This is a genomic window from Bradyrhizobium sp. B124 (assembly GCF_038967635.1).
Classification (GTDB): Bacteria; Pseudomonadota; Alphaproteobacteria; order Rhizobiales; family Xanthobacteraceae; genus Bradyrhizobium.
Genome location: NZ_CP152413.1, coordinates 6358982 through 6372011 on the forward strand (window position 1 = coordinate 6358982; position 13030 = coordinate 6372011).

At 65.7% G+C, this 13030-nt stretch carries 12 protein-coding genes; 6 read left to right on the forward strand and 6 right to left on the reverse strand.

The genetic code is table 11. The features are described 5' to 3' along the window. Positions 1-75 precede the first annotated feature (75 nt). From AAFG13_RS30190 to AAFG13_RS30200, 3 genes are all read left to right on the forward strand, one after another. Positions 76-1119 (forward strand): transporter substrate-binding domain-containing protein, encoded by a 1044-nt coding sequence (locus AAFG13_RS30190; protein WP_342709081.1) that lies wholly within the window; start codon positions 76-78, stop codon positions 1117-1119. 224 nt (positions 1120-1343) lie between these two features. Then, positions 1344-2984 (forward strand): lysine--tRNA ligase, encoded by a 1641-nt coding sequence (locus AAFG13_RS30195; protein ID WP_342709082.1) that lies wholly within the window; start codon positions 1344-1346, stop codon positions 2982-2984. A 288-nt stretch (positions 2985-3272) separates the two neighbouring features. Next, positions 3273-4058, forward strand: coding sequence for a class II aldolase/adducin family protein (locus AAFG13_RS30200; RefSeq protein ID WP_342709083.1), 786 nt, complete (start codon positions 3273-3275; stop codon positions 4056-4058). An 82-nt stretch (positions 4059-4140) separates the two neighbouring features. Here AAFG13_RS30200 and AAFG13_RS30205 read toward each other — a convergent pair whose 3' ends face one another. After that, positions 4141-4794, reverse strand: coding sequence for a helix-turn-helix transcriptional regulator (locus AAFG13_RS30205; protein ID WP_212319840.1), 654 nt, complete (start codon positions 4792-4794; stop codon positions 4141-4143). A gap of 200 nt (positions 4795-4994) precedes the next feature. Here AAFG13_RS30205 and AAFG13_RS30210 point away from each other — a divergent pair, with 200 nt between their 5' ends. Beyond that, on the forward strand, positions 4995-5339 hold the full coding sequence (locus AAFG13_RS30210) for a DUF952 domain-containing protein (RefSeq protein WP_342709084.1): 345 nt from the start codon (positions 4995-4997) through the stop codon (positions 5337-5339). Then, positions 5336-6433: a quinone-dependent dihydroorotate dehydrogenase gene (locus AAFG13_RS30215; RefSeq protein WP_342709085.1), complete on the forward strand. Its 1098-nt coding sequence runs from the start codon at positions 5336-5338 to the stop codon at positions 6431-6433. The genes AAFG13_RS30210 and AAFG13_RS30215 overlap by 4 nt, the downstream gene beginning before the upstream one ends. Positions 6434-6526: 93 nt before the next feature. On the opposite strand, the gene AAFG13_RS30220 is transcribed toward AAFG13_RS30215, so the two are convergent. The 5 genes from AAFG13_RS30220 to AAFG13_RS30240 form a co-directional block, all read right to left on the reverse strand. After that, positions 6527-7852 (reverse strand): MATE family efflux transporter, encoded by a 1326-nt coding sequence (locus AAFG13_RS30220; RefSeq protein WP_212319846.1) that lies wholly within the window; start codon positions 7850-7852, stop codon positions 6527-6529. Positions 7853-7966: 114 nt separating this feature from the next. Next, positions 7967-8701: an MBL fold metallo-hydrolase gene (locus AAFG13_RS30225; RefSeq protein WP_342709086.1), complete on the reverse strand. Its 735-nt coding sequence runs from the start codon at positions 8699-8701 to the stop codon at positions 7967-7969. Positions 8702-8723: 22 nt separating this feature from the next. After that, on the reverse strand, positions 8724-9029 hold the full coding sequence (locus AAFG13_RS30230; protein WP_342709087.1) for a DUF6460 domain-containing protein: 306 nt from the start codon (positions 9027-9029) through the stop codon (positions 8724-8726). Between the two features lie 97 nt (positions 9030-9126). Next, complete coding sequence (locus AAFG13_RS30235; RefSeq protein ID WP_342709088.1) at positions 9127-10845, reverse strand: ATP-dependent DNA ligase; 1719 nt, start codon at positions 10843-10845, stop codon at positions 9127-9129. Further along, positions 10842-11918, reverse strand: a complete 1077-nt coding sequence (locus AAFG13_RS30240; RefSeq protein WP_342709089.1) for a ligase-associated DNA damage response exonuclease — start codon at positions 11916-11918, stop codon at positions 10842-10844. The genes AAFG13_RS30235 and AAFG13_RS30240 overlap by 4 nt, the downstream gene beginning before the upstream one ends. Positions 11919-12064: 146 nt before the next feature. Here AAFG13_RS30240 and AAFG13_RS30245 point away from each other — a divergent pair, with 146 nt between their 5' ends. Further along, positions 12065-12991 (forward strand): methyltransferase domain-containing protein, encoded by a 927-nt coding sequence (locus tag AAFG13_RS30245; RefSeq protein ID WP_342709090.1) that lies wholly within the window; start codon positions 12065-12067, stop codon positions 12989-12991. The last annotated feature ends 39 nt before the right edge of the window (positions 12992-13030 follow it).

Sequence of the window (13030 nt, forward strand, 5' to 3'; positions counted from 1 at the left end):
AGAATTAACCCATTCGGCGCTCGCATCACGCGCCGGATGGTCTATAAGCCGTTCAATTCCCTAAAATTGCCGGTTATGCCAGATTTATCCGCCCAGCCCTTTGCCGTCCGCTCGCGCCAGCTTCGCCTGGCCGTAGGGATGATGGCGGCCGCCCTGCTGGCCTTGGCGGAGCCTGCGCTGGGGCAGACGCCCTCGGCACCGCTGACACCGGCGGCCAAGCCGGCGCCTGCGCCAGCCCAGCCCGCCAGGCCTGCCCCCGCACAAGCGGCACCAGCGACGCCCCCGGTAGCAACGCCGCCAGCAGCTGCCGCCCCGTCGCCTCCGAACCAGCCGCCCAAGGCCGCCGAGGCCGCGCCGCAGGCGGTGCCGGGCTTCTGGGACCCGCGGCGACGGCCGGATCGGCCGGACCTGTCGCGCCTCACCGTGATCCGCTTCCTGACCGAGACCGATTATCCGCCGTTCAACTTCACGGGGCCAGACGGCAATCCCGCCGGCTTCAATGTCGACCTGGCGCGCTCGCTCTGCGACGAGATCAAGGTCACCTGCACCATCCAGATGCGTCGCTTCGAGACCCTGATCGATGCGCTGGCCACCAACCGCGGCGATGCCATCATCGCGTCGATGGCGGTGACGCCGCAGCTGCGCGCCAAGGTCGATTTCACCGATCCCTATTACCGCGCGCCGGCGCGCTTCGTGTCGCGCCGCGACAACGTGATGCCGGAAATCCGCCCGGAATATCTCGAGGGCAAGAAGATCGGCGTCATCGCCGGCACCTCGCACGAGGCCTACCTCAAGGCGATGTTCACCGACGCCGAGATCCATTCCTATCCGGATAACGACGCGCTGCGCGCAGCGCTGCGCCGCGGCGAGGTCGACTTCATCTTCGGCGATGCGATCTCGCTCGCGTTCTGGATCAACGGCACCGATTCCGCCGAATGCTGCGCGTTTTCGGGCGGGCCCTTTGTCGAAAGCCGCTATTTCGGCGAGGGCGTCGGCATCGCCGTGCGCAAGGGCAATGATCTGCTGCGGCAGTCGCTGAACTGGGCGCTGTTCCGGATCTGGGAAAAAGGCCGCTTCACCGATCTGTGGCTGCGCTATTTCTCGATCAGCCCGTTCTGACGCTGTGATCTTCACCTCGCCCCGCTTGCGGGGAGAGGTCGGAATTCAAGCGCAGCTTGAATTCCGGGTGAGGGGGGCCTCCGCGAATTCCTCTCTTGCCGGTTACGCGGATAGAGCCCCTCACCCCAACCCTCTCCCCGCAAGGGCGGGGCGAGGGAGCGTCGTTTTGCATTTTGCCGCGAAAGCGTTAGTTTTCGCGGCCATTTTGGAGAAAGCCTGAAGAAATGTCCGTGATTGATCTTGCTGCCAGCCCGAGCGACCTGCGGGCGCTCGCCGAACAATCCAACGCCTGGCCGTTCGAGCAGGCGAAAGCGATTGTGGCGCGGCTGAAGAAAAATCCGAAGGACGAGGTGCTGTTCGAGACCGGCTATGGCCCGTCCGGCCTGCCGCATATCGGCACGTTCGGCGAGGTCGCGCGCACCACGATGGTGCGCCATGCCTTCCGCGTGCTCACCGAGGACAAGATCAAGACGCGCCTGCTCGCCTTCTCTGACGACATGGACGGCCTGCGCAAGGTGCCGGACAACGTGCCGAACAAAGAGATGCTGGCGCAGCATCTCGGCAAGCCGCTGACCAAGGTGCCCGATCCGTTCGGCACCCATCCGAGCTTCGGCCAGCACAACAATGCGCGGCTGCGCGCCTTCCTCGATCAGTTCGGCTTCGACTACGAGTTCGCGAGCTCGACCGAGTATTACACTTCCGGCCGGTTCGATGCAGCGCTGCTGCGCATGCTGGAGCGGATCGAGAAGGTGATGGCGATCATGCTGCCGTCGCTGCGCGAAGAGCGCGCCGCGAGCTACTCGCCGTTCCTGCCGATCTGCCCGCGCACGGGCCTCGTGCTTTACGTGCCGGTGACGGCACACGACGCCAAGGCCGGCACCATCTCCTATGAAGATCCCGATACCAAGGAGAGCGTCACCGTTCCCGTCACCGGCGGCCGTTGCAAGCTGCAATGGAAGCCGGACTGGGCGATGCGCTGGTATGCGCTCGGCGTCGACTATGAAATGGCCGGCAAGGATCTGATCGACTCGGTGAAGCTGTCCGCCAAGATCTGCGCGGCGCTCGGCGGCACGCCGCCGGAGGGCTTCAACTACGAGCTGTTCCTCGACGAGAAGGGCCAGAAGATCTCGAAGTCGAAGGGCAACGGCCTGACGATCGACGAATGGCTGCGCTACGCCTCACCGGAATCGCTGTCGCTGTTCATGTATCGCGAGCCCAAGGCGGCGAAGCGGCTCTATTTCGACGTCATCCCGCGCAATGTCGACGACTACCAGCAGTTCCTCGACGGCTTCACGCGGCAGGAGGCGCGGCAGCAGCTGCAGAATCCGGTCTGGCACATCCATTCCGGCAAGCCGCCGCAGGCCGACATGCCCGTCACCTTCCAGCTGCTGCTGACGCTGGTGTCGTCGTCGAATGCGGAGAATGCCGAGACGTTGTGGGGCTTCATCGGCCGCTATCGTCTGGGCGTGACGCCGCAGACCCATCCGAAGCTCGATGCGATGGTCGGCTACGCCATCAACTACTATCGCGACTTCGTGGCGCCGACCAAGCAGTTCCGCGAGCCCACCGAAGGTGAGCGCGCCGCGTTGCAGGACCTGCGCGATGCGCTCGCCAACATGCCGGCTGACGCGACCGCGGAAGATATCCAGAACGTGGTCTACGAGATCGGCCGCCGCGAGCCGTTCCTCGACACGGTCAAGAAGGGCAAGGACGGCCGTCCCGGCGTCTCGCTCGACTGGTTCAACATGCTCTACCAGGTGCTGCTCGGCCAGGAGAAGGGCCCGCGGTTCGGCTCCTTCGTCGCGGTCTACGGTGTGCAGAACGCCGTCAACATGATCGACGGCGCGCTGGCGCGGTCGTCGTAGGTGGGCGGACTCTGACTGTTGTCGTCCCTGCGAAAGCAGGGACCCATAACCGCAGGATCGTGTTGTCAGGGCGAGATGTGGCCCCAGCCTTCTTCAGCACGATGAGTGGTGGTTATGGGTCCCGGCTCAAGGCCGGGACGACAGGAGTGTTTGCGGCGACAAGGCCGCAAAATGCGGATAGCTGGCCAGCGGCATTGTCAGCGGAGGCCGCAGCCGGCTTGCGCTACACTCGCTCCATGAAATCAGCACGGCCTCCGCCGAGAGGCCGGCACAGATGGGAGCATGCGCATGCAGTTCAGGGTTTCGCCGACATCGTTGCAGGACAGTTCGAGCGCCGAGGAATGGCAGGCGCGGGTCGACCTCGCGGCGGCGCATCGGCTCGCCTACAACCACGGCTTTTCGGAGGGTATCTTCAACCATCTCACCTTCGTGGTGCCCGGCCGGAGCGACCGCTACTACCAGATCCCGTTCGGCATGCACTGGTCGGAGGTCACCGCGTCGTCCTTCATGGAGGTCGGCATCGACGATGCCGAGGTGAAGCGTGGCGAGGGTGAGGTCGAGCGCTCCTGCTATTGCATCCATGCGCCGATCCACAAGGCGCTGCCGCAGGCCAAGGCGGTGTTCCACACCCACATGCCGTATGCGAGCGCGCTGACGCGGCTCGAGGATCCGCGCATCAAGGAGATCGGCCAGACCGAAGTCGGGCTGTCGGAGGCGATCGCCTATGACGATCTCTACACCGGCCCGGCGCTGGATCCCGAGGAAGGCGCGCGGCTCGCCAAGGTGATCGGCAACAAGACCATCCTGTTCATGGCCAACCACGGCATCTCGACCGTCGGTGAGACCATCGCCGACGCCTATGACCGGCTCTATTACATCGAGCGCGCCGCGCAGGTGCAGATCTATGCGATGTGGACCCAGCAGCCGCTCAAGCAATTGCCGGAGCATGTGGTGGAGAAGACCAAGCGCGATTTCCGCGACGACCATCTCTACAACGGCCCGAGCCCGTCGCAGCGGCATTTCGATGCACTGAAGCGGATGCTGGACCGCAAGGAGCCGGACTACGCGACGTAGGGGGTGGCAGCGCCGCAAATTTCACCGTCGTCCCGGCCTTCGCCGGGACGACACTGGTTTTGTGGCGACTGAAACTCCTCAGCTACTGGCTCGCCCACACGACGCGCGCGATCCACGTGACCTCCTCGGCATCGAGCATGCGGTCGGGGTGTTCCGGATTGAGCGATGCGAGTTCCAGCACCTTGCCGGTGCGTCGCTTCAGTTCCTTCACCATCACCTCGCCGCCGGTGGTGCGAACCACCACGCGGTCGCCGCGGCGGATCGCGGTCGCGGGTGACACCACGATGATGTCACCTTCGCGATAGGCGGGCTTCATCGAGTCGCCCTCGATCTCCAGCGCATAGGCGTGCTCGTCTGATGTCGCCGGCAGCGCCACTTCATCCCAGCCCTTGCCGGCGGGAAAGCCGCTGTCGTCGAAATAGCCGCCGGCGCCGGCCTGCGCGAAGCCGAGCAACGGCACCGACTGGCCGGCGCGCGGGCCATCGCCGAGCAACTGCACGAAGGTCTCCATGCTGGCATTGCTCGCGGCCAGCGCCTTGGAGAGCGATTCGGTCGACGGCCAGCGCTCGCGTCCGTCGCCGGTCACGCGCTTGGACTTGTTGAAGGTGGTGGGGTCGAGACCTGACTGCTTGGCAAGGCCGGACGGCGACAGGCCGGCGCGTTCGGCGAGCCGGTCGAGCGCGGCCCAGACCTGCGCGTGGGTCAGCGGTCGGGCGGCTTTGGACTGTTTGGCCATCGAGGACACCCCGGATGGTAGGAATTATTACCTGAAACCTGGCGTTTCCGCAAATCTGCCGTCGGATGTGTCCCGCCACCGCTTGAGTTGCGCCGCTGCCGCCGATACGGTCCCTCGCTCGCCATATGGCGTCTGGGGCATTTCCCCTCAAATCCGGATAAAACCCCAAGAGACTCAAGGACAAAAGGGAAGGCCGGGCCGTGCCCATGATCTACAAAATCACTCCCGCTTCGGCCTGGCGCGAGGCCGAGCGGCAGGGCGTCTACCGGGGCAGTGCAGGCGACAATCGCGACGGCTTCATCCATTTTTCCACCGCCTCCCAGGTGGCGGAGACCGCGCGCAAGCACTATCACGGGCAGACGGGCCTGTTCCTGGTCGCGGTCGATGCCGATGCGCTCGGCGACGCCTTGCGCTGGGAGCGCTCGCGCAATGACGAACTGTTCCCGCATCTCTATGGCGAACTCGACCTCGGCGCGGTCACCGAAATCTTCAGCCTTCGCGCGCGCTCCGACGGCGGCCACGACGTTCCGGAGCTCAAGCCGTGATCCGTGCCTTCGACGCCTTCTCGCTGCCGCTGCTGCGCTGGTTCGATCCTGAAGATGCCCATCGCATGGCGATCCAGGGCCTGAAGCTGCTGCCGCCGATCCGGCAGCGGCTGGATGATCCCAAGCTCGCGGTGCGCGCCTTCGGGCTGAACTTTCCGAACCCGATCGGCATGGCGGCGGGTTTCGACAAGAGCGCCGAGGTGCCCGACGCGCTGCTGCGGCTTGGTTTCGGCTTTGTCGAGATCGGCTCGGTGACGCCGAAGCCGCAGGCCGGCAACCCGCGGCCGCGGCTGTTTCGCCTCGAGCGCGACGAAGCCGTCATCAACCGCATGGGCTTCAACAATGACGGCGCGGAAGCGGTGCTGCGCCGGCTCGCCGCGCGCGCCAGCGGCGGCGGCATCATCGGGGTCAATGTCGGGGCCAACAAGGATTCGACCGACCGCGTCGCCGATTATGTGAAGCTGATCGAAACCTTTGCCCCGGTCGCGAGCTATTTCACCGTCAACGTCTCCTCGCCGAATACGCCGGGCCTGCGCAATCTGCAGCAATCGGCGGCGCTCGACGATTTGCTGGCGCGGGTGATCGATACCCGTGAGCGCGTGCGCAAGAACGCCGGCGATTCACCGGTCCTGCTGAAGATCGCGCCGGATCTGAGCCTCGCCGAGCTCGACGATGTCGTGCATATCGCGCGCTCGCGGCGCGTCGACGGCATGATCGTCGCCAACACCACGCTGGCGCGTCCCTCGACCTTGCGCGAGGAGAACCGGGCCAGGGAGCAGGGCGGCCTGTCGGGCCGTCCGCTGTTCCGCCTCTCGACGCGGATGGTCGCCGAGACCTATGTCCGCGTCGAAGGCGCATTTCCGTTGATCGGCGTCGGCGGCATCGATTCGGGCGGCGCCGCGCTGACCAAGATCCGCGCCGGCGCCAGCCTGATCCAGCTTTATTCCTCGCTGGTCTACAAGGGCATCGGCCTGGTCGACGACATCAAGCGCGATCTGTCCTCGACCTTGCTGCGCACCGGCCGCGACTCGCTGTCGGAAATCGTCGGGGCCGATGCTGCGACCATCACGGCCGAGGATTGGCCGGTGCGGTAGGGCTGTAGCCCGGATGGAGCGAAGCGCAATCCGGGACAGTGTTACCGCGGATAGGGTCCCCGGATTTCGCTTCGCTCCATCCGGGCTACAGAGCTACGCAGTCTTGAACGACTTCCTCAGCAGCGCCGGATAACGCAGGCCCTGCAACCCGCCGCGCGCGACGTAGAAGCCGAGCAGCGCGATCCACAGCCCGGTGTTGCCGAACGAGCTGAGCGCCCACCAGGCGGCGAGGAAGATCGCGAGCGAGGCCAGCATCAAATTGCGCATCTCGCGCGCCCAGGTCGCGCCGACATAGATGCCGTCGAAGCCGAAGGCGAACACGCCGGGCAGAGGTGCCAGGATCACGAACACCAGGAACTCGCGCGCATAGCGGCGCACGTCCTCACTGGTCGTCATCAAATTGATCAGCGCCGGTCCGAACAGCGCGAACAGCACCGACACCACCAGCGCAAAGCCGACACCCCACAGCAGCACCAGCCGGGTCGAATCGGCAAAGCCACGTGCATCGCGGGCGCCGAAGGCGCGGCCGCAGAGCTGCTGGGCGGCGTTGGCGAGGCCGTCGAGGAAGAAGGCGCTCACCAGCAGGAAATTGTTCAGCACCGAATTCGCCGCCAGCGTCACGTCGCCCTCGCGCGCGCCCTTGGCGGTGAAGAACAGGAACACGACGATCAGCGCCGCGGTGCGGACCATGATGTCGCGGTTGACGGCCAGCATGCGCATCAGCTTGGCGCGGTCGAACAGCGTGGCCGCAGGAACGGCAAAGCCGCCTTGCGAGATCCGCCACGCCACGACGATGCCGACGGCAAAACCGGTCGTCTCGGCAAGCACGGCGGCGATCGCGGCGCCTGCAATGCCGGCGCCGTAGACCTGCACCAGCAGCACGGTTGCCGCCATGTTGATCAGGTTGATCACGATCTGCAGCGCCAGCGCCAGATTGGCGCGCGCCTGCCCGACCAGCCAGCCCAGGATGACGTAATTGGCGAGTGCCAGCGGCGCCGACCAGATCCGGATCATGAAATACGTTTTGGCCGCGCGCGTGACGCCTTCGCTGCCGCCCATCAGCTGGAATGTAACCGCGGCCAGTGGCAGCTGCAGCGCGATCAGCGCAGCGCCGATCAGGCCGGCGACGATGAAGCCGCGCACCAGGATCGCGGCATATTCCTGCGGCTCGCCCGCGCCCTGCGCCTGCGCGGTGAAGGCCAGCGTGCTCATGCGCAGGAAGGCGAACAGCCAGAACAGGCAGTCGAAGATCACCGAGGCCATCGCCACCCCGCCGAGCAGCGCGGCATCGTCGAGGCGGCCGATCGCGGTGGTCGAGACGATGCCGATCAGCGGCGTGGTCAGGTTGGCGACCATCGCAGGACCGGCGATCGCGAATACCTGGCGGGTCGTGATCTTTGGGTGGACGGGTGCGTGCATGGCTACAGTTGCAAGGAATAGGCGTTTCTATCGCGACATCCGTCGGGCGACCATGCCGGAATTGTACTCAGAGCAATGCGGTGGCGGAGGGGCGGCCGACGAGGCATGGCATGGTCAGAACACCACGACCATGCCGTCGCTCGCCGCCATGTACGGCAGGTTGTCGACGCGGCCGAGCATGTCGTCGCTCATATGGGTCAGCACCACGCGCCTGGCGTTGATGGCCGGCAAATGAGCCTCCAGCGTTTTCAGGCTGAGATGGTTCTTGACCATCTTGTCGTAGGTATAGGCCTCAGTGATGAAGAGGTCGGCGTTTTGCGCGGCCGGGATCAGCGCGTCGGTCCACTCGGTGTCGGCGCTGTAGCTGACGACGCGGCCTTCGGCCTCGACGCGATAGGCGAGAAACGGCCCGCCGGATTCGCCATGCACCACAGGATAGGGCGTCACGCTCACCTCGCCAAAGCTGCGCCGCTCCCGCGGTGTCAGCGTGACGACGGACAGATCGAAGCGTTGTCTGGTTTTGGAGGAATGCTCGAACATCACCTCCATCACCTCAGGCAGCTTCGTTTCGATGCCTTGCGGCCCGGCGATCACCAGCGGCCGGGTGCGGCGGGAGAATTGCGCGTCGAGCAGGAAGAACGGCAGGCCGGCAAAATGGTCGCCGTGGAAATGTGTGATCAGGATCAGGTCGATCGCGTCGCGGTCGATCTCGAGCCGCTTCAGCGCGGGCAGCGAGGAGGCGCCGCAATCGATCAGGAAATTGACGCGCTCGCCGCTGAGATGGAAGCAGGTGTTGAAGCGGCCCCCGGAGCCGAATGCATCGCCGCAGCCGACAAATTGCAATTGCATCGGCTGCGGGCTTTCCCTGGGATCAGCGGCCGCGCGGTGCGCCGAACAGCCGCGACAACAGCCAGATCGGGACCACGATCACGGCGCCGAGCAGGAAGTAGCGCCACGCCCAGTTGACTGCGTCGAAGCCGAAATCCCAGAGGCTCTGGAACAGCCGGCGGACGCTGTACAGAATGTTCCACGGGTCGAGTCCGATCGCGGCGAGCACGACGCCGACTAGGATCGAGAGCAGGATCAGCCGGAACGCCACCGAGAGCGGCGATCCGCCGAGAAAGCGGTACAGGCCGTCGCTCTGGCCGGCCGGCAAGTCCCGGATGTTGTCTGGCATCACTCTCTCCTCGCGGAATCGCCCGCATTATAGGTCACGGCGCAGCACATGGGAAACCCGTGAGCCGCGATCAATGGCTGCGATGTGGCTTGCGGGTTTAACTTCCTGTCATGGAGATTAACATCCGTTCAAGTGTCTCCAGCCGGTCGGCCTCGCGCGGCGGCTTGTCCCAGCGCAGGCGGCTGATCCGGGGAAAGCGCATCGCGACGCCGGATTTGTGACGCGGCGAGCGCTGCAAGCCCTCGAAGGCGACTTCCAGCACCAGCCCCTGATCCGGCTCGTGCACGACATGCCGCACCGGGCCGAACTTCTCGGTGGTGTTGCGGCGGACGAAGCGATCGATCTGCAGCAGTTCCTCGTCGGTGAAGCCGAAATAGGCTTTGCCGACCGGCACCAGCTCGTCGCCGGCATCGCCACGAGTCCAGACCCCGAACGTGTAATCGGAATAATAGGACGAGCGCTTGCCGTGGCCGCGCTGGGCATACATCAGCACGGCGTCGATGATGTGCGGGTCGCGCTTCCACTTCCACCATGGGCCCTTCGGCCGTCCGGGCAGATAGGGCGCGTCGCGCCGCTTCAGCATCACGCCTTCGACCGCGTCGGCATCGTCGCCGGCGCCCGCGCTCTTCGGATCGGCACGCGCCGCGGCCAGCTCTTCCCAGCTCGCGAACGGGATCGTCGGCGACAGATCGATGCGCGGATCGTTCAGCTTGGCGACGAAGGCTTCGAGATGCGCGCGGCGTTCGGTGAACGGCAGCTCGCGCAGATCGTTTTCGCCGTCGCCGAGCAGGTCGTAGGCGCGCAGATGGATCGGAAATTCCTTGATCAGCTTCGGCGAGACCACCTTGCGGTTCAGCCGCTGCTGCAACACGTTGAAGGTCTGCACGCGGCCGTCGCGCAGCACCAGCAATTCGCCGTCGATCGCGAATGAAGCATGATGCCGAAAAGTGTGAAGCGGCTTTCGGGAGTCATCATGCTTCAGATCTAGAGTATCTTGCAGATGCAGCGACGGCACGAGGTCGGGGAAGCTGCCGGTGATGTCCTCGCCGGTGCGTGAATAGAGCCGCGCCTGGACGTGGCCGCGCGCGTCGTGGCCGGCCACAGCCTGCACGCGGATGCCGTCCCACTTCCATTCCGCGCTGAAATCGGCAGCGTCGAGATTGGCGAAATCGCCATCCTCGATCGCATGCGCCAGCATCACCGGGCGGAACGGCGTCGGGTCGCTATTGACCGGCTTGTCGCCGCGCCCTTCGAGCCAGGCGAACAATTCGAGATAGGGCGGCGACAGGCCGGGCCACATCAGCTCGATTTCGTGCGGGTCCTTGTCGTCGAGCGCCGCCGCCGCCGTCTTCGCCAGCCGTGCCGAGATTCCGATCCGCATTGCGCCGGTGACGAGCTTCAGCAGCGCCCAGCGTCCGGTCTCGTCGAGCTCGTCCAGCCAGCGCGCCAGCTGTGCCGGCAGTTCGGCCTTGCCGAGCGTGCGCAGCGTGGTGACGACCTCGGTGAGGGTGGGAGGAGGCGGGTTGTTGTGGCCTGGCAGCTCCGCCTTCGGCCACATCAGCGCGACGGTTTCGGAGAGATCGCCGACGTAATCATAGGAATAACCGAACAGCACCGGGTCGGTGCGTTCGGTGATCAGGTCGCGGATCAAGCCCGGCTTGGCGTGCTTGAACGACAGCGCGCCGGTCAGTGCCGCCAGCGCGTAGCCGCGGTCGGGATCCTCGGTCTCGCGGAAATAGGCAACCAGCAGCTTGATCTTGTTGTTGCGGCCCGGCTCGTAGGCGAGCCGGTCGAGCAGTTCGGCAAAGCGGTTCATGTTTCGGCCTCGCCGGCGGGCTGTGCCTCGCCGGTGGGCTCCGCCTCGCCGGTGACCGCCGCCGTCTCGCCTTCGTCCTCGTCGCCATAGCCGACCAGATCGAGCGGCCGCGCGGCAAGGCCCTTGCTTTTGCACCAATGCACCAGCGCGTCTTCCTGGCCGTGGGTGACCCAGATCTCGCCGGCGCCGGTGGCAGCGATCGTCGCCGTCAGCCCGTCCCAGTCGGCATGATCGGAGATCACCAGCGGCAGCTCGATGCCGCCCTGCCGGGCGCGAGCGCGCACGCGCATCCAGCCCGACGCAAAAGCCGTGACCGGATCGGGGAAGCGCCGCGTCCAGACATCCGATGTCGCGCTCGGCGGCGCCAGCGTGATGGTGCCGGCGAGCTCGGCCTTCTTCATGCCGCGCGCCGGCCTGAGCTCGCCGAGCGGAATGCCGCGCTCGTGGTAATAATAGGTGATCTTCTCCATCGCGCCGTGCAGATAAATCGGCGCGTCGTAGCCGGCCTCGCGCAACAGCGCGATCACGCGCTGCGCCTTGCCGAGCGAATAAGCGCCGACCAGGTGCGCGCGCTCTGGAAACAGTTTTGCGGACGCCAGCAGCTTCTTCACCTCATCGGCGGCATCGCCATGGCGAAACACCGGCAGGCCAAAGGTCGCCTCGGTGATGAAGACGTCGCAAGGGACGAGCTCGAACGGCGCGCAGGTCGGGTCGCGTGCGTCCTTGTAGTCGCCGGAGGCGACGATGCGGGTATCCGTGCAGGTGACGGATATCTGGGCGGAGCCCAACACGTGGCCGGCGGGATGAAACGTCACCGTGACGTCGCCGAGCTTGATCTCCTCGCCATAAGCGACCGCCTGAGTCGACCCGGCGAAGTTCTCGCCGTAGCGCAGCCGCATCATGTCGAGCGTTTCCTGGGTCGCGAGCACTGCGCCATGCCCCGCCCGCGCATGGTCGGAATGGCCGTGCGTGATCAGGGCTCGCTCGACCGGCCTGACAGGATCGATGTGGAAGCCACCGGGCTTGCAGCAAAGCCCGGCCGGGACGGGCATCAGGATGTCTTGCGGGCGCATTGTCCCTATATAGGCGATCGATCCGCGATGTTTAGCCGTCATCCGCGGGCTTGACCCGCGCTTCCATCTCCGGAAAAAGTTCGTGTTCTAATGGACGGCCAGACTTGGCCAGGATCCCTAAGACAAGATCGGTTCCGTAAGAAAAAATGGCCCCCCGCCTGTTTCTGTCCTCCGGCGACCTCGTTGCCGACCGCCGCTACGAGTTCGCGCGCGACCTGCAATTGAAGGGCGATCTGCCGGCTGCCGCCGAGCTGCTCGAACAGGCCATCGAGCTGGTGCCGAAATTCCCGTCGGCCTGGTACACGCTGGGCAAGATCCGCCTCGAGCTCGGCCAGCGCGAGGCCGCGATCGCAGCCTTCCGCGCCGCGCGCGATGCCGATCCCGAAGACCGCCATGGCGCCGGTCTGCATCTGATGCAGCTCGGCGTCGAGGCCATCAGCGCGATGCCGCCGGGCTATGTGCAGACGCTGTTCGATCAATATGCGCCGCGCTTCGAGGCCGCGCTGGTCGGCGATCTCGGCTATCGCGGCCCGGCGTTGCTGTTCAAGGCGGTGCTGTCGGTGCGCGCCTCTGCGAAGAAGCCGGCGTTCTTCAAGCGCGCGATCGATCTCGGCTGCGGCACCGGCCTCGCGGCCGCTGCATTCGCGCAGCACGTCGATCGCTTCATCGGCATCGACCTGTCGCCGCGCATGATCGACAAGTCGCGCGCGACCGGGCTCTATGCCGAGCTCGAGGTCGACGACATGCTGAAGGGCATTTCGGGCAAGCCGGATGCCAGCGCTGAATTGATCCTCGCTGCCGATGCGATGGTCTATGTCGCCGATCTCGCGCCCGTGCTTGCCGAGGCCGCGCGCGTGCTGGTGGGCGGCGGCGTGCTCGCCTTCACGACCGAGACCCATGACGGCGAGGGCGTCATCCTCGGCGAAGGGCTGCGCTACGCCCACAGCGCAGCTTATGTGCGCGCCTCCGTCGCCGCCGCGGGGCTGACGCTGGCGCTGCTCGACGACCTCTCGGCGCGCAATGAGGACAACATCCCGGCGCCCGGGCTTGTCGCCGTCGCCGTCAAGCCGTGACTGCTTGACCTTCTCCCCTTGTGGGAGAAGGTGGCGCGA